The organism is Streptomyces sp. NPDC059452, from assembly GCF_042750035.1.
GTDB lineage: Bacteria > Actinomycetota > Actinomycetes > Streptomycetales > Streptomycetaceae > Streptomyces.
In genome coordinates this window covers 216,833-231,068 of sequence record NZ_JBHYVE010000001.1, presented here as the reverse complement: position 1 = coordinate 231,068, position 14,236 = coordinate 216,833, and the positions used below count along the sequence as shown (strand labels likewise).

The 14,236-nt window shown below is 69.3% G+C and carries 19 protein-coding genes; 10 read left to right on the top strand and 9 right to left on the bottom strand.

Going from position 1 to position 14,236, the window contains the following annotated elements:
* Positions 1–4: 4 nt before the first annotated feature.
* The 6 genes from ACFW9Z_RS00945 to ACFW9Z_RS00920 all read right to left on the bottom strand — a co-directional run bounded on the left by ACFW9Z_RS00945 (position 5) and on the right by ACFW9Z_RS00920 (position 3,122).
* Positions 5–193, bottom strand: a complete 189-nt coding sequence (locus ACFW9Z_RS00945) for a mobile element transfer protein (RefSeq protein WP_175511944.1) — start codon at positions 191–193, stop codon at positions 5–7.
* 3 nt (positions 194–196) lie between these two features.
* Positions 197–382, bottom strand: coding sequence for a hypothetical protein (locus tag ACFW9Z_RS00940; protein WP_175511945.1), 186 nt, complete (start codon positions 380–382; stop codon positions 197–199).
* A gap of 17 nt (positions 383–399) precedes the next feature.
* Positions 400–1,068, bottom strand: coding sequence for a DUF2637 domain-containing protein (locus tag ACFW9Z_RS00935; protein WP_175511946.1), 669 nt, complete (start codon positions 1,066–1,068; stop codon positions 400–402).
* 81 nt (positions 1,069–1,149) lie between these two features.
* Complete coding sequence (locus ACFW9Z_RS00930; RefSeq protein ID WP_175511947.1) at positions 1,150–1,350, bottom strand: hypothetical protein; 201 nt, start codon at positions 1,348–1,350, stop codon at positions 1,150–1,152.
* Positions 1,351–1,437: 87 nt separating this feature from the next.
* On the bottom strand, positions 1,438–2,790 hold the full coding sequence (locus ACFW9Z_RS00925) for an FtsK/SpoIIIE domain-containing protein (RefSeq protein ID WP_175511948.1): 1,353 nt from the start codon (positions 2,788–2,790) through the stop codon (positions 1,438–1,440).
* Between the two features lie 2 nt (positions 2,791–2,792).
* Complete coding sequence (locus ACFW9Z_RS00920) at positions 2,793–3,122, bottom strand: hypothetical protein (RefSeq protein ID WP_112491631.1); 330 nt, start codon at positions 3,120–3,122, stop codon at positions 2,793–2,795.
* A 141-nt stretch (positions 3,123–3,263) separates the two neighbouring features.
* Here ACFW9Z_RS00920 and ACFW9Z_RS00915 point away from each other — a divergent pair, with 141 nt between their 5' ends.
* On the top strand, positions 3,264–4,037 hold the full coding sequence (locus tag ACFW9Z_RS00915; protein WP_127465667.1) for a GntR family transcriptional regulator: 774 nt from the start codon (positions 3,264–3,266) through the stop codon (positions 4,035–4,037).
* A 21-nt stretch (positions 4,038–4,058) separates the two neighbouring features.
* Positions 4,059–4,568 (top strand): GNAT family N-acetyltransferase, encoded by a 510-nt coding sequence (locus ACFW9Z_RS00910; protein WP_175511949.1) that lies wholly within the window; start codon positions 4,059–4,061, stop codon positions 4,566–4,568.
* 471 nt (positions 4,569–5,039) lie between these two features.
* On the opposite strand, the gene ACFW9Z_RS00905 is transcribed toward ACFW9Z_RS00910, so the two are convergent.
* Together ACFW9Z_RS00905 and ACFW9Z_RS00900 are read right to left on the bottom strand one after the other, a co-directional pair.
* Complete coding sequence (locus tag ACFW9Z_RS00905; RefSeq protein ID WP_175511950.1) at positions 5,040–6,059, bottom strand: ParA family protein; 1,020 nt, start codon at positions 6,057–6,059, stop codon at positions 5,040–5,042.
* A gap of 263 nt (positions 6,060–6,322) precedes the next feature.
* Complete coding sequence (locus tag ACFW9Z_RS00900) at positions 6,323–6,937, bottom strand: hypothetical protein (RefSeq protein ID WP_112491634.1); 615 nt, start codon at positions 6,935–6,937, stop codon at positions 6,323–6,325.
* A 175-nt stretch (positions 6,938–7,112) separates the two neighbouring features.
* On the opposite strand from ACFW9Z_RS00900, the gene ACFW9Z_RS00895 reads away from it, so the two are divergent.
* The 7 genes from ACFW9Z_RS00895 (at position 7,113) to ACFW9Z_RS00865 (ending at position 12,231) form a co-directional block, all read left to right on the top strand.
* Positions 7,113–8,177: an HNH endonuclease gene (locus tag ACFW9Z_RS00895; protein WP_112492617.1), complete on the top strand. Its 1,065-nt coding sequence runs from the start codon at positions 7,113–7,115 to the stop codon at positions 8,175–8,177.
* Between the two features lie 258 nt (positions 8,178–8,435).
* Positions 8,436–8,993, top strand: a complete 558-nt coding sequence (locus tag ACFW9Z_RS00890; RefSeq protein ID WP_384632281.1) for a DUF3592 domain-containing protein — start codon at positions 8,436–8,438, stop codon at positions 8,991–8,993.
* 199 nt (positions 8,994–9,192) lie between these two features.
* Entirely contained in the window at positions 9,193–9,591 is a 399-nt protein-coding gene (locus ACFW9Z_RS00885) for a TraR/DksA family transcriptional regulator (protein ID WP_384632278.1), read from the top strand.
* 82 nt (positions 9,592–9,673) lie between these two features.
* Positions 9,674–9,892 (top strand): hypothetical protein, encoded by a 219-nt coding sequence (locus tag ACFW9Z_RS00880; RefSeq protein ID WP_384632275.1) that lies wholly within the window; start codon positions 9,674–9,676, stop codon positions 9,890–9,892.
* Between the two features lie 213 nt (positions 9,893–10,105).
* Positions 10,106–10,549: a hypothetical protein gene (locus tag ACFW9Z_RS00875; RefSeq protein WP_384632272.1), complete on the top strand. Its 444-nt coding sequence runs from the start codon at positions 10,106–10,108 to the stop codon at positions 10,547–10,549.
* Between the two features lies 1 nt (position 10,550).
* Positions 10,551–11,951 carry a DUF1254 domain-containing protein gene (locus ACFW9Z_RS00870; protein ID WP_384632269.1) on the top strand — a complete coding sequence of 467 codons (1,401 nt, stop codon included), beginning with the start codon at positions 10,551–10,553 and terminating at the stop codon, positions 11,949–11,951.
* A gap of 40 nt (positions 11,952–11,991) precedes the next feature.
* Positions 11,992–12,231 carry a DUF2277 domain-containing protein gene (locus ACFW9Z_RS00865; protein ID WP_384632267.1) on the top strand — a complete coding sequence of 80 codons (240 nt, stop codon included), beginning with the start codon at positions 11,992–11,994 and terminating at the stop codon, positions 12,229–12,231.
* A gap of 18 nt (positions 12,232–12,249) precedes the next feature.
* Here ACFW9Z_RS00865 and ACFW9Z_RS00860 read toward each other — a convergent pair whose 3' ends face one another.
* On the bottom strand, positions 12,250–13,056 hold the full coding sequence (locus ACFW9Z_RS00860; RefSeq protein ID WP_384632264.1) for a DedA family protein: 807 nt from the start codon (positions 13,054–13,056) through the stop codon (positions 12,250–12,252).
* A gap of 200 nt (positions 13,057–13,256) precedes the next feature.
* On the opposite strand from ACFW9Z_RS00860, the gene ACFW9Z_RS00855 reads away from it, so the two are divergent.
* The gene (locus ACFW9Z_RS00855; protein WP_384632261.1) at positions 13,257–14,117 is read left to right on the top strand and encodes a superoxide dismutase family protein; all 861 of its coding nucleotides are present in this window, start codon (positions 13,257–13,259) and stop codon (positions 14,115–14,117) included.
* Positions 14,118–14,236 lie beyond the last annotated feature (119 nt).

Sequence of the window (14,236 nt, the reverse complement as noted above, 5' to 3'; positions counted from 1 at the left end):
CCTGTCAGGGGTTGCAGCGGTGGGTGCGGGCGGCGAGTTCGGCGGCGGGACGCTCGTCGTAGTCGCCGGAGAAGTTGCAGCGGGGTGCGGTGCACACGGCGGTGTGCTTGGTGCGTCCCCGGCCGTCGTAGTGGGTGCCGACCTGGACGGGGCCGAAGCGGACCACGTTGATGAAGCGGTTCGGGCGCGGCATGGGTCAGTCCTCCTGTCGGAGGCTGTTGCCGGGGAACTCGGCGCGGATGCGGGCGGCGTCGGCGGGGTCGGTGGTGCGGTCGGCGGCCTCTTCCGCGAGGAGCCGGGCCAGGGTGGGACGGCCGGAGTCGGCCATCTCGCGGGCGGCGTCGAGGTAGTCGGCGGGGCGGTTGAAGTTGAACAGGCCCATGCTTTGTCCCTTTCTGATCAGGCCAGTTGGGCAGTGATGGCGTCTGCGAGGGGTGCGGGGACGCCGAGGCGGGCTCGCAGGGTGGCGGAGTCGATCCGGTTGCCGGTGGTGGCGTGGTGGGTGTCAGCGAGCTTGCGGGCGTGATCGAGGAGAGCCGGAGGAACCGAGACGTCCGGTGCCGCGACCGGGACGGCCGCCGGTGCCGCCGCCTCAGGCGCAGACGCGGGCGGAAGTTCGGGGGCCGGTTCGGGTTCCCGCTCCACCGTCACGTCCGGGGCGGGTTCAGGTTCGGAAGGGGTGGGCAGTGGTGCCGCGGTGACGGGCGCGGTCTGGGGGCTGTGGACGAGGAGGGTTCCGCCGAGGAAGGCGAGGGCGGGCCATCCGGCGACGAGGATGCGCAGCCAGGCGGGAACGTCGTTGAGGTCGAGGAGTCCGGCGGTGGCGACGTTCGCGCCGAGCGAGGCGGCCAGGGCGATGACGAACCAGGCCCAGGCGGCGCGGTTGTCGGCGGTCGTGCGCATACGCCGCCAGGCCGCGACGAGGAGCAGGTCGACGCTGACCGGGTAGGCCCAGGCCTTCCAGCCGTCCTGTCCGGCTGCCTCAGCCAGGTCGTGCAGGTGCGCGAAGGACAGGGCGCCAGCGATCACGGCTTGGACGAGCACGGCGTCAATACGGATACGGGACACGGGTTCACCTCCTTTCGAGGGGGTGGGCCGGTGCCGGGCGGGGAACTGGGCCGCCGCCGGGCACCGGGGTGAGAGGGGTGGTCAGGCGTCGGGAGCGAGGCCGGTGCCGAGGCAGTTGAGGCAGAGGCCGTCCTGCTGGCCGACCGGGCGGCGCTTGCGGCCGACGCGGACCGTGGCGGCGACCATCCCGGACCCGTTACACGGCGAGCAGACAACCGGCTCGGCCGGGGCGGGCGGGGCGGGGTTCTTAGGGGGCTTGGTGGTGGTCCGTCGAGGTGCCATGGCGGTGGTTCCTTCCGGTTCCGGGCATGGGCGGGGTAGGGACCTGGCGCGAAGCAGTCACGCCAACTGGCAGTGCAGGGAGGGGTGTTAGCTGGTTGCCGGGCGGGGCTTGAGGAGCGACGGGCCCGGGGCGGGGGCGGCGGACACGGCGGGCCGGAACGGTGCCAGAGCGGCAAGGTGGGGGGTGAGGTGCGCGTACTCGTGGCAGACCGCGACGGCTTGGGCGGGGGTCATGGCGGGGGTGCGGATGCGGGACCAGCCACCGGAGGAGTCCCCGGCCACCGCGACACCGGGACGGTCCGGCGCGATGGTCGTGGCAGTGAAGACGGCTTCGGGGGCGATGTCCCCCAGGGCCATCTCGGCGGTCTGCTTGTCGTTGACCCGGTGCACCACACGCCCGGTGAGCTGAGCGCGCAAGGCGGTGGCGCCCTTGCCGAGGTCGGAGCCGAACCGCTGCCCGCACACCTCCAGGAAGATCCCCACCGCACGGGCCATCTGCGCGAGCCGGATCATCCGCATCACCATCCGGTCCCGCCGCTCCTCATCCTTCTTCGCGGCGACGAGGAACAGCTCCGCGACCTCATCGACCAGGACGACCAGCGGCACCGGCCGCACCTTCGCAGGCAGGCCCCACATGTCCGGAACACCGTGGGAGCTGAGGAGGTCGAAGCGCTCTTCCATCTCGCCCACGAGGGCTTCCAGCAGCCCGTCCGCCTCATCCGGAGTGACCGCCAGAGCGGAGAACCGGGGCGCGTAGGCCCGCTGTTCCACACCCCTTTTGCAGTCGATGCCGACCAGGCCGACCGGCCGTTTCGCCAGGCCGGAGATGAGGTTGCGCTGATACATCGACTTGCCCGACTGATTCGCCCCCACGGTGAGGGCGTGCGGGATCTTCCGGTAGTCCCGGACGAACGCCGAACCGTCCTCCCGCAGTGCCACCGGCACGACCAGCGGCCCAGCGGTGACGTTGCGGGGGAGGCGGCGGGGCATCTTCACGCGGCGCAGCACGTCGTAGCCGGTCATCCGCAGTTCCACGAACCCCGGCTTCACCTCCACCACGTGCACGGAGTGGACGCCCCAGGCGTGGCGGAGCCGTTCCGAGGCGGCGGACACGTCGGCAGGCTCCAGACCAGCAGGGAGGCGGAGGATGGCCCGCATCCCGGTGGTGGAGTAGCGGACCCGGCGGACCTGCGGGGGAACGGGCTGAACGTCCTGGCGACGGGCCACGTTGCGGACCATGAACGCCCGTAGACGGGACGGCTGGACCGTCAGCCCACACACATCCATCGTCGCCCGGTACGTCACCGCGAACCGCACCCGGGCGACCGGGGCACCAACCAGCGACCAGAACACCCGAGGAGACCGAGCCTTCGCGTAACCGAGGCCACCGGCAGCCGATAAGGCCCCCGCAACCTCGATCACCGTGGACAGGTCCGACATGCTCAGGCACCCGCCGTGATGGCCACCGCACGGAAGCTGATCCCGTGCCGGGTCTGGCCGTTGAACGTGTTCTCCCAGTCCCGGGCTTTGAGCCCGACCACCGTGACCGGGGTGCCCGGGACCAGGTTCTCCGGGACCCCCGTGCTCGGCACGGTCACCTGGTACAGGTTGCCCTCGCCCTCGTCGGAGATCAGCAGACCCACCGTCGCCAGCGGGGCACCGGTCTCACGGTCGATGGCAATCTCGCCGGTCTGCTTGCTCACGAGCTTCGGCGTCGGAGGCGTCGCCACGAACACGACAGCGGTCGAAGTGTCGATCTTGAACGACGGCATGAGCGTCTCCCTCATCGCGTGGGGCAGCACGAGAAGCGCCAGCCCCAACTGGCTTGAGCCACTAACTGGCTTAAGCCAGTTGAGCATGCTGTGGGAAGCGTCGTCAAGCTTCTGGCTTGAGCCAGTTGCTACGCTGTCGGTATGACCCCGCCCGAGCCCCCTACTCAGCAGCCAGCAAGCAGACGCATCGCGGAAGAGCTACGCCGACGGATCTGCGAGGGAGAGATCCCGGCCGGGGAGAAGTTGCCTTCGGAGCGAGCCTTGGCCGAGGAGTACGGGGCCGCCCGGAACACCGCGCGCGAGGCTGTGCGACTGCTCGCGGAGCAAGGTCTCGTGACTGCCAAGCACGGGCGGGGGGTGTTCGTGCGCGAGCCGCAGAAGCTGTTCCGGTTCGGGAGTGATCGGTACTCGATCAAGAACCGGGAGACTGGGCTGACCCCGTTCCGCCTGGAGGCGCAGCGCCAAGGCAAAGTGCCCAGGATCGACGTGCTGTACATCGAGCGCGAGACGCCTCCGCTCGACGTGGCGGAGCGCCTCGGTGTGGCCTCGGACGAACTGAGCGTCGTGCACCGGGAGAACCACTACTTCGCGGACGACGAACCCGTTCAGATCGTCTCGACGTACCTCCGGTGGGACGAGGCCCGGGGCACTCTGCTTATGCAGCCGAAAACCGGCAAGGACGGAATCTATGGGCGGCTTGAGGATCTAGGGCACGTCATGACGCGGGTCCGTGACGAGATCAGCGCGCGGATGCCGACGCCTGAGGAAGCCCGGTTCCTCCAGTTGCTGCCAGGCGTGCCGGTTCTAGAGGTGCTCCACACCAGCCTTGATCAGGACTCGCAGCCGTTCGAGGTGTCTAGGTATGTACACCGTGCCGACCAAACGGGACTGCTCTACGAACTGCCGGTTGAGTAATCCGCAATAGAGGGGGAGACCATGTCAACAGCCACAGTTCGCCCGCGTGAGTCACGTGACCTTGCGGAAGCGGCAACAGCTCTCATGGCAGTACATGAATCCGACGGATACCCGGTCGAAGGGGTGAAGGACCCGGAAGCCTGGCTATCTCCAGAAGGACTTCTGGCGGCATGGGTCGCGGAACTCGATGGACATGTGGTGGGGCATGTCGCCATCAACAGCCCGCAGTCAGGGGAAGAGGTAGCCCGGCTGTGGAGGGAAGAGAGCGGTGACGACGACTCCCGCATCGGGGTCCTAGCCCGACTCTTCGTGGTACGTGAGGCGCGTAAGGCGTCCGTCGGTAAACTCCTCATGGAAGCCGCTACGGCCTACGCCCGACAGAGGCGCCTGCGCTTGGTGCTGGAAGTCCTGACGAAGGATGCAGCCGCGATTCGCCTCTATGAACGGCTTGGCTGGAAACGCATCGGTGAAGCCGTCCACACCTTCGGCGGCAAGCAGTTCGACGCCGTCTGCTTCGTGGCACCCGCCTGACGGCGAGAGCTGTTACAGGTTTCTCTACCTCATCAAGGCACCCGGCTGCGCTCCGCTCCGCCGGGCGCGCTTCCCGGCTCCGCTCCGGGCGCCGCTCCTGCCTTCGGCCCGCTCCGCCCGCGCTGCGCCGACGCGCGCCCGCAGTGGATAGGCCCCGTGGGGCATGAGTCGAGAGCCAAGCCCGCGGCTTCAAGAGGATGCCTCCGGCGGGGGCGCTCAGACTCCGGGAGGGGAGGGGCGCCGTTCGCGAGTGCCGGCCGGAGCGGGGCGAGCGTCGTGGGGCTCCCATCCCGACCGCCTTCGACCCAGGCAGAGCCGAGCAGTCGCGGCCCAGGGCGTCAAGGTCGTTCGTACAGTGGCGCGCTCCACCTTGACGCCCTGAACCACGACCGCTCCACGACGTGTGGGTCGAAGGCGGACGGGATGGGAGCCGGGGTGGGTGATAAAAAGTCACCCGTCCCCCCTCGTCGGTTACAGCATCGACGTCAGCTCGTTCATGGCGGCGACACAGTTCTGCCTGTAGTCCTCGTGTACGGAAACCCTATGACCCATCACGTCCAGGCGCCCGGCCTGCAAGCCGTACAACGGGCATCCGCGAGCGAATGCGACGACACCAGTGGTCTGGAAGTCGCGAATGTCAACCACTCCGTCGGCCCGGTTCTCGAAAGTGAAGATCTCGGGGTTGCTCTGCAGCAACTTACTGATGTCGCCATCGATCGAGCGGAGAACGGCGGCGTATGCCGATGCAGGCCCCATGTACTGAGTGAGGCGATTCTTAGCGATCGCGTGCACTCGCGGTAGCTCCCGGTCCGCTGCCTTCAGGCGCGTCGCAAACGCGTAGGTGGCGTAGATGTCCGAGGGAAGTTTCAGTCCGTACACCAGAGAGAAAGCGTTCTGGATGGCGCGCCGCGAAGAGTCGTCCGCCATGACCGGGAGAATCAGGCGATCCACCGCAGATAGAGCGATCTGCGTGTAGATCGAGAAGCTTGGATTGCAGTCGACGAAGATTGTGTCGTACTGATCCTTGATTGGTTCCAGTAGGTCGCGAATCCAGTCGATCACCGACAACCAAGCATTTGTTCCCGGAATCTGGTTGTTGGCCAGAGTCGAGATCGCATTTGCCTGGAGCTCCAGCAGCGGATCGCCGCACACGAGGTCGATGTTCTCGGGCACCGACTGGTTGTAGTCGCTGGGCTTTGTCACGAAGTCGAGCGGCGACAAGTTGGGTGCGGAGTAGGGCGAGGGGAGCCTCTGCTGGAAGTAGCCGCCGATCGTCGCGCGAGGCATCTCCCCCTGGCGGGCGAGCAGTTTCGCGCTGCCGTCGTTCGCGAGCCCACCAAGAAACAACTCGGACAGATTTGCCTGGGGGCAGACATCGATTGCCAGGATTCGCTCATCGGGATGCTCGTTGGCGTAGAAGCAGATCGATTGGAAGCACAGGCTCGTCTTGCCGGTGCCGCCCTTGTTGTTCCAGAACGCGTAGACAGTCATATGCAACCCCTAGATCGTCGACTGTGACCATAGTAGCGTCATGTTGGGACCTTGTCACGTCCAATTATGACGCGCAATCGTCGTGAGGGGTTCTTTGGGTGGTGCTCTCCTTGCCCGCAGGCGTCTCGCGCCCCGTGTCCGGGACGTCCATAGGCCGTGCGGGGTCAACTAGGAGCGACCGCAGGCGACAGCTAGTGACAGATCAACTACGCGCTCGAAGCGGTGGTGCCCAGACGAGACGGGTTACCGTCCGGGGATGAACGTCAGGCAAGATGGGGTGTTTCTTGCCGTGGCGGTAGGCGAAGCGGCTCGTGGTGGTGCCAGACGAGGTAGCGGTCCTCGCGGCGCAACTCAGCGGAGCCCCACTCAATGCGCATGACGCCAGAAGCCATGGAGCAGGCGTAAGCGACGAGTACTAGCTTGACGTCCTCTGACAGCAGCGCTAGGTCAGGATGGGACTCTTGCTCGTCCAGCTCGTCAAGCCCCAGGTCAAAAGCTTGTTGCATGGGCTCGGGACCATGTCGGCGTATCAGGTCGGCACGGAAGCCTGTGGCCCGTCGCAGTCGTGCCGCCGTGACGGGCACGTCCTTCTTCGCATAGCGGAGCGGATAGATCACATGACCGCCAAGGATCATGAGCGTCCGCCCCTGTAAGCGCACGGGCGTGGCTGCAGGGAGTGAGGCGAGGCCGACTTCCAGTTCTTCGTACTGCGCGGCGTACAGACCGTGCCCGTATGCCTCCAAGGTCTGTGTGTGCACCCCCTCATGGCCGTTACGGGCTCGGGCATGTGCACGAACCAAGCTGGAAGGGATCAGGTCGGCCAAGGGTCCTGCGGTGTCACCGAAGGTCCTCTCGGCCCACCCTGTCACGGTTGCCATGGCCTACCGCCCCCCTCTTTGTGGCACCTGAGTGTCGAGCAGCGTGCAGCAGAACCGTGCAGGCTGGGGGTGAGCTACGCAAGAGGGCATACGGAGCGTGGAGAGGCGCACGGTGGCCTGAATCGATCGGGTCTGGGGGCAGGTGGATGTCAGCAGCGGGCCGTACGCTGCCGCCATGCACAAAGGAGCGATCACGCAGGAATCCATCCTCAAGGCCATTGCTGAGTATGACGAGTTAGGCCGGGATGCGTTCCTGGCAAAGTACGGCTTTGGCGAGGCGCGCTCGTACGTCGTGGTGCACGACGGGCAGGAGTACGACTCCAAGGCCATAGCTGGGGTGGCCCACCACTGGGACCAGGGGCGACCTCTTAGGCCTGATGAGTTCAGCGGAGGCAAGGAGCACGCCGCGGCGTGGCTGAGGCGGGCGGGCTTTCAGATCAAGGCCGTCAAGAATCCCGATTGGGTTCGGGACGAGATCATTCTTGCCTGTCAGCTTGTGATGGAGAACGGCTGGAAGGGGCTGGATGCTCAGGACGCGAGTGTGGTTGAGCTGTCCGACCTACTCCAGTTGCTTCCGATCCATGTCGAGGCGGAGCGCAACGAGAAGTTCCGTAACCCGAACGGAGTGGCGCGCAAGACGTTCGACATCGCCACTCGCCACCCGGACTACCGGGGGAAGCCCACCAACGGCGGCGCGCTGGATGTGGCTGTGCTGCATGAGTTCCTTGCCCGACCGCAGGAGATGACGGAGGCCGCGCGGCTGATCCGTCAGGGGATCGCGACTGGCGAGTTGCAGTCCTTCGCGCCGACTGAGGACGAGGAGTTCGGCGACGACTACAGCGCGCCCGAGGGGCGTCTGCTCATGCGGCGGCACCGGGCGCGTGAACGGAACAAGAGCCTGCGCAAGAAGAAGATCGCTTCGGTTCTTCAGCGTGGCGGACAGCTCGCTTGTGAGGCGTGCGGCTTCGACTTCGAGAAGATCTACGGGGACCGCGGTGCCGGGTACATCGAGTGCCATCACGTTCTTCCGCTCCACGTAGCGGGGGAGGGCCGTACCAAGCTCAGCGATCTCGCCCTCATCTGCGCCAACTGTCACCGCATGATCCACCGGCGCGCGCCATGGCCGACTCCTGCGGAGTTGCGAGCCTCGATAGAGCAGAAGCACGCTGACGACAGGCGCGCCGCAGTGGCTTTGACGCGACCGCGCAGGGCAGCCGACGAGCAGATGCCTAACCCGTGAGCTGACATCCACGGCCGACATCAACGTCGGCGCACAACGGCAGCCCCGGAGAGCCCTGGACGGCAGCCGCGACCGGGCCCGCCAGGGCCCTCAACTACCTCCGGCCGAACTTACAAAGCAGATGTCGGCGGTTCGAAACCGTCCGCGCCCACCAGTGTCCACCGTCAACGCCCCCGCAGCGAGCCGCTGCGGGGGCGTTGACGGTGGGTGGGGACAGGAACGGTGGGCGGCGACGACAGCCGGGGGGTGTCGTAACAGATGGCGAAAGACCTGGACGGCAAGGCGAACGCAGCGGCCTCCAGCGCGAGTGGGCAGCAGCCGAATCCTCGTGCGGCCCTGCTCTGGTCGCTGGTGCTCGGGCTTCTCCTGGGCTGGGTGGCGGTGGTGATGTTTCCGGCGGCCCAGCACCTGCGCTCCTTCCAGGACGGTGAGCGGGCTCAGGCGACGATGCATACGAGCGGGACGTGCATGCTGGGCCGCTGCAAGGTCGAGTTCGAGGCCGATGGCCGGACCGTCGTGGCGGATCTGCCGGTGGGCAGCGGCGCCGGCAAGCGTTCGGTCGGCGACCCGCTGACCATCCGCCACCGGGCGGACGATCCCCGGACCGTCGCCCTCGAAGGGGATCTCTGGGGCGGCGGCGCAGCCGTGGTGACGGTGCTCTTTGGCGGGGCCGCCCTGCTCTTCCTGATGATGGCGGCCGTGGCGGCGTTCTTCGTGGTGCGGGAGAGGCGCGGGCGTCCGGCGCCGGGCCGCACTCCCCAGGACGGGCAGGAGCCCGGTGGTCACGCGGGACCGTCGGACACTGCCGCTCGCTAGCCCTCATCCCCAGGCCCCATCCTGCAGGTCCCGCACGACACCCTCAGTGGTTACGCCTGGTCCGTCCGTTTCAGCGAGGGTTCGCAGCAGACCCCCAGCAGCGGACCCCAGCAGCAGACTCCAGTAGCAGACCCCCAGCAGCGGACCCTCAGGGGGAGCGGCCCGGAATGGCCGCTCCCGGTCCGGCGTTGTTCAGTGGGTGACCGACAGCACCCGTGGCTCCCCGTACACCCCGTCCGAGCGTGCAGCGGTACGGGAGCGTCTCGTGGCCGAACGCGTCGGAACGGCCGAACAGATGGCGGCGCTGAGCCGCGACTTCGAGGCCATCGTCGAGGCGAACGCCCTGGTGGCCGTCGACGACGAGCACGACCCCGAGGGAGCGAGCACCGCTTTCGAGCGGGCCCACGTCGTGGCCCTGCTGGCGCGGGCGCGCGAGCACCTGGCCGAGCTGGACCTGGCCGTGGAACGGCTGGAGACGGGTGACTACGGATGCTGCGAGGCGTGCGGTGAGCCCATTCCGGCCGCGCGCCTGGAGGTGCGGCCGGCGGCGACCACCTGTGTCGGCTGTGCCACCGGGGACGCGGGCCGCCGCCGTTGAGAGCGTTCCGGCCCGCTCCCGCGCGGCAGCGGGCGTCCCCTCCCGGGATGCGCTCCCGCAGTGCCCAAGGCACCGTGGAGACATGGCCGCGCATCCGCCTGTGATCGTTCATCCGCCCTCCGCGACCGGAGCGCGGCGCGTCACCGTGCACGGGCAGATCGTGGGGCTGGCGCACGGGCGGGGTGAGGTGGCCGCGTTGTTGCGGGCCGCCGGGTTCGCGCCGGGGCCGGACGAGGTCATCGAGCTGGACCGGCCCGGACTGATCGAATGGCGCGGGGGCGATCTCGACACCTGGGCGTGAGTCCGTCCCGCCTTGTGAGCCCGTGAGCCCGTGGGCCCGTGAATTCCTGAACCCGTGAGTCCGTGTGTCCGTGTGTCCGTGACCGTCACCCGAATGGGTGCGTCCAGGTGGCTCGGCCGACGGGCTGCGAGGAACGTCGAAGCTGATCTGCACACACCATCAGCGCAGGTCAGGACCGCAGGCGCCCGCGTCTGCCCCGGCCGAGGAGTCCTCATGTCCCAGTCCACCGCATCCACGCCCGGCGCCTCCCGACCCGCCGCCTCCGGCGACGACACCGGTAACCCGTGGGCCGGCGGCGGAACGCTCTTCGCCGGTTTCCTGCTCCTCGTCGACGGTGTCCTCGGGGTGATCAAGGGCATCGCGGGGATCGCCACCAACGACGTCTACGCGGCGGTCAACGACTACGTCTTCAAGTTCAACGTCACCACATGGGGATGGATCCACCTCATCCTCGGCGTGGTCCTGATCTTCGTCGGCTGGGGCATCCTCAAGGGCGCGACCTGGGCCCGGGCCGTGGGCATCGCCCTGGTCTCCCTGAACCTGATCGTCAACTTCATGTGGCTCCCGTACACGCCGATCTGGGCCATCGTCACCATCGCCATCGACGTCTTCATCATCTGGGCCCTGTGCACCGACCGCTCCAAGCCGGTGTTCTGAGGTGGCCGACAAGGCCGGGACGGGGCTCGTGGACCTCGCCGCCGAGGCGTACGTCTACGGGTCCCCCCTCGTCCACGACCTCTCCATGGTCCGGACCTCGCTCCACGAGGGGTTCGGCGCGATGGCGGCCGCGCCCTTCAACCGGTTCGCCCACTCCGGGCACCTCGCCGACCACCGTACGGAGTTCGTCTCCGTCAACAACGACACCCTCTACTCCGTCGCCCAGCTCGACCTGTCCGGCGGGCCGCTGCGCCTCCACGTCCCGGACACGGGCGGCGCGTACTACGTGCTCCAGTTCGTCGACGCGTGGACGAACAACTTCGCGTACGTCGGCCGGCGCGCCACCGGTACCGGCGAGGGTGAGTGGCTGATCGTGCCGCCCGGCTGGTCCGGCAGCGTCCCCGACGGCGTACGCGGGGTCATCGACGCGCCCACCTCCGTGGTGACCGTCGCCGGGCGCAACGCCTGCGACGGCCCCGAGGACCTGGAGCGCGTCCGGGCCCTCCAGGAGCGGTTCACCCTCACCCCGCTCGACGGCAGGCCCCACCGCACGGGGCTGCCCGCGCCGGAGCCGGGCGTACCGGAGGAGCTGGGCTTCTTCGAGCGGCTGCGGGTGTGGATGGCCGACTTCCCGCCGTCCTCGGCCGACCAGGCGTACCAGGACCGGTTCCAGCCGCTGGGGCTCCTGGAGGAGGGGCCGTCGCCGTACGCGGGCGCCGAGCCGGCTCTCGTCGAGGCGCTGGCGAAGGGGCTGGAGCGCGGGCGGGCCCGGGTCGAGGGGGTCAGCCGCGCCGGGGTGAGCGGCGGCGGTGGTGGGGGCGGGGGCGTCGGTGGGGGCGCTGACGGGGGTAGGAGGCCGGGGAGCTGGGACCTGAACCCGCACCTCTTCGACTACAACCTGGACCACTTCGGCGTGGGCACGATGAACTCGCCGGAGTGGCGGATCGCCGACCGCGAGGACTCCTACCTGGCGCGCGCGGTGGCGGCCCGGATCGGGCTGTGGGGGAACCACGGGTACGAGGCGGTGTACGCCCAGACCTTCCAGGACAGCGAGGGACGGCAGCTGAACGGGGCGCACTCCTACGTACTGCGTTTCCCTCAGCCGCCGCCCGCCGAGGCGTTCTGGTCGGTGACCATGTACGGCACCCCGGACTACTACCTGGTCGAGAACCCGGCCGGCCGGTACTCGATCGGGGACCGTACACCCGGCCTCGTCCACGCGGACGACGGCTCGCTCACCCTGTACGTGTCCCGGGAGCGGCCCGCCGACCCCGAGCGGGCGGCGAACTGGCTTCCGGCGCCCGCCGGGGACTTCCGACCGATGTTGCGGCTGTACACGCCGGGGGCCGCCGTCCTCGACGGGAGCTACGAGATCCCCGCCGTCGAGCGGGTGGGGGGATGAGGGAGGGGCCGTTGTCAGTGGGGCGGTCCACACTGGAGTCATGTGCCGCAGTATCAAGACCCTTCGACCGCCCGCCCTCCCCGAAGAGGCCACCGAGGAGGACATGCGGGCCGCAGCCCTTCAGTACGTGCGCAAGGTGTCCGGCTTCCGTGCGCCCGCCGCGCACAACCGGGAGGTGTTCGACCGTGCCGTCGACGAGATCACCGCAGCCACGATGAAGCTGCTGGACGGCCTGGAGATACGGGGAGCCGCCGCGGGCCGGAGCACCGCCGGAGGCTGAGCCGCCCCGGGAGGAAGCTCAGGGGGAGACCGGCGCCGGTGCCGTGACCGGGGCGGGGCCGCTCGTCTGGCCGGAAGCGGAGCCCGGGACCGTCCGGGACGCCGAGGCCTGTGCGGGCACAGCTCCCGGCGCGGACGGTACAGACGGTATGGACGGCACGGCGGAGCCCTGGAGCGCCTGCGCCTTCGCCTGCACCTTGGTCATGGCGGCCCGTCGGCCGGCCGGCCGCTTCACGACGAACGCGGCCAGCGCGCCCGCCATGAACAGGGCCAGCACCGAGACGGCCGTCCCGAACCAGGTCGAACCGAGCCACCGGCCCCCGAAGTAGCCGAGCCCCACGCTGTAGCCCGCCCAGGCCAGGCCCGCCAGGGCCGACCACGGAAGGAAGTCCCGCACCCTGCGGTGGGCGGCGCCCGCCCCGAGGGAGACCACCGACCGTCCGGCGGGCGCGAACCGGGCGATGACGACGAGCGCGCCGCCGCCCCGGCTCAGGGCGACGCCGAGACGTTCCTGCGCTCGGGTGAGACGGCGTGAGCGGGCGATCGCCCGGTCCAGCCGGTCGCCTCCACGCCAGGCGAGGCGGTACGCGACGAGGTCGCCGAGCACCGACGCGGTGGCCGCGCAGAGGATGAGGACGACGAGCGAGGGCACCTCACCGCTGCCGACACCGTTGACACCGGTGGAGCCCGCGGCGGCCGCGGTGGCGGCGGTGATCACGAGGACCCCGCTGGGCAGCAGGGGCAGAAAGACGTCCAGGAGCACCGAGACGCCGACCACCACGTAGATCCATGGGCTGCTGGTCAGTGCGCCCACACTCTCAAGCACCCGTGTACTCCCCGATCGTGTCAACGCCGCGACGTCGCAGGGGAGCGGCATGGGCGGCAGGTTCAGCTGTACAGCGTACGCGTGAGGGTTCCGCGCAGATCCCTCAGGGTCGGGTGATGTTCCGCGCGTCACGTACACCTCGCGGGCGGTACGCGCGTTAAGGAGGCGAAACGACCGGTACGAGCGAGGAGCGGCAGCGTATGACGGCACGGGCGGACCAGGCGGCGGAAGCGGACCGGGCGGCGGAAGCGGACCAGGCGGCGGGAGCGGCAGGCGAAGGGGGAGGAGGAGCGGCAGGCGAGACGGGCGAGGTGGGCCGGGTACGGAGGCGGCGCCGGGTGCTGGTCGGGGCGGTCGCCCTGCTCCTGCTCACCGGAGGTGTCTCCATCGCTCACGGCGCGGCGGACGGTTCGGGCGGCGCGCCCGGCCCGGACGGCGCAGGGCACGCAGGTCAGCAGGCAGGGCAGCACGCAGAGCAGCACGCAGGTCAGCAGCCAGGGCACGCGGCCCACAGCGCGGGGAAGGCAAGCGGCACCGGAGAGGCGGGCGGGGCCGCCGCAGAAGCGGGCGGGGCCGCTGGGGAGGCGGGGCCGGTCGGTGGTGCCTCGCGGAGCGGTGGCCTCTGGATGCGGGTCGACGGGGTCTTCTCCCCGCCCGGCTCCTTCGTCCCGTCCGACGCCCTGACATACGACACCGGCCTCGTGCCGGCCGCCGCGCGGATCGAGGTCACGCAGTACGCGGACCGGTCCGCCACCCGCGTCTCCACCCGGCTCCGGGGCCTCGTCCCGAACCGCGCGTACGGGATGCACGTGCACACCTCACCCTGTGGAGCCGACCCCGCGTCGGCGGGGCCGCACTATCAGCACCGGACCTTGCCCACCGCGGACCCGGTCAACGAGGTGTGGCTGGACTTCCGCACCGACCGGAACGGTGACGCCACGGCGGAGGCGCGGCACGACTGGGGGTTCCGCGACGGCGGTGCCCGGTCGGTGATCATCCACGATGTGCAGGGCGGCGCGGGGAAGCGGGTGGCCTGCTTCACGGTGCCGTTCTCGGCGTAGGGAGTGCCAGGACGGGGAGTACGGGGAGTACGGCGGTGCCCCGTCCCCGCGCGACCGTCGCGCGAGGAGCGGGGCACCGTACCGTCCGGGGGCCCGGCCACCGGGTCGGCGCCGGTGGG

Excerpts from the sequence above, each read along its gene's own strand:
- ACFW9Z_RS00945 (WP_175511944.1), bottom strand. The coding sequence starts at position 193 with ATGCCGCGCCCGAACCGCTTCATCAACGTGGTCCGCTTCGGCCCCGTC.
- ACFW9Z_RS00940 (WP_175511945.1), bottom strand. The coding sequence starts at position 382 with ATGGGCCTGTTCAACTTCAACCGCCCCGCCGACTACCTCGACGCCGCC.
- ACFW9Z_RS00930 (WP_175511947.1), bottom strand. The coding sequence starts at position 1,350 with ATGGCACCTCGACGGACCACCACCAAGCCCCCTAAGAACCCCGCCCCG.
- ACFW9Z_RS00925 (WP_175511948.1), bottom strand. The coding sequence starts at position 2,790 with ATGTCGGACCTGTCCACGGTGATCGAGGTTGCGGGGGCCTTATCGGCT.
- ACFW9Z_RS00920 (WP_112491631.1), bottom strand. The coding sequence starts at position 3,122 with ATGCCGTCGTTCAAGATCGACACTTCGACCGCTGTCGTGTTCGTGGCG.
- ACFW9Z_RS00915 (WP_127465667.1), top strand. The coding sequence starts at position 3,264 with ATGACCCCGCCCGAGCCCCCTACTCAGCAGCCAGCAAGCAGACGCATC.
- ACFW9Z_RS00910 (WP_175511949.1), top strand. The coding sequence starts at position 4,059 with ATGTCAACAGCCACAGTTCGCCCGCGTGAGTCACGTGACCTTGCGGAA.
- ACFW9Z_RS00905 (WP_175511950.1), bottom strand. The coding sequence starts at position 6,059 with ATGACTGTCTACGCGTTCTGGAACAACAAGGGCGGCACCGGCAAGACG.
- ACFW9Z_RS00900 (WP_112491634.1), bottom strand. The coding sequence starts at position 6,937 with ATGGCAACCGTGACAGGGTGGGCCGAGAGGACCTTCGGTGACACCGCA.
- ACFW9Z_RS00895 (WP_112492617.1), top strand. The coding sequence starts at position 7,113 with ATGCACAAAGGAGCGATCACGCAGGAATCCATCCTCAAGGCCATTGCT.
- ACFW9Z_RS00890 (WP_384632281.1), top strand. The coding sequence starts at position 8,436 with ATGGCGAAAGACCTGGACGGCAAGGCGAACGCAGCGGCCTCCAGCGCG.
- ACFW9Z_RS00880 (WP_384632275.1), top strand. The coding sequence starts at position 9,674 with ATGGCCGCGCATCCGCCTGTGATCGTTCATCCGCCCTCCGCGACCGGA.
- ACFW9Z_RS00875 (WP_384632272.1), top strand. The coding sequence starts at position 10,106 with ATGTCCCAGTCCACCGCATCCACGCCCGGCGCCTCCCGACCCGCCGCC.
- ACFW9Z_RS00865 (WP_384632267.1), top strand. The coding sequence starts at position 11,992 with ATGTGCCGCAGTATCAAGACCCTTCGACCGCCCGCCCTCCCCGAAGAG.
- ACFW9Z_RS00855 (WP_384632261.1), top strand. The coding sequence starts at position 13,257 with ATGACGGCACGGGCGGACCAGGCGGCGGAAGCGGACCGGGCGGCGGAA.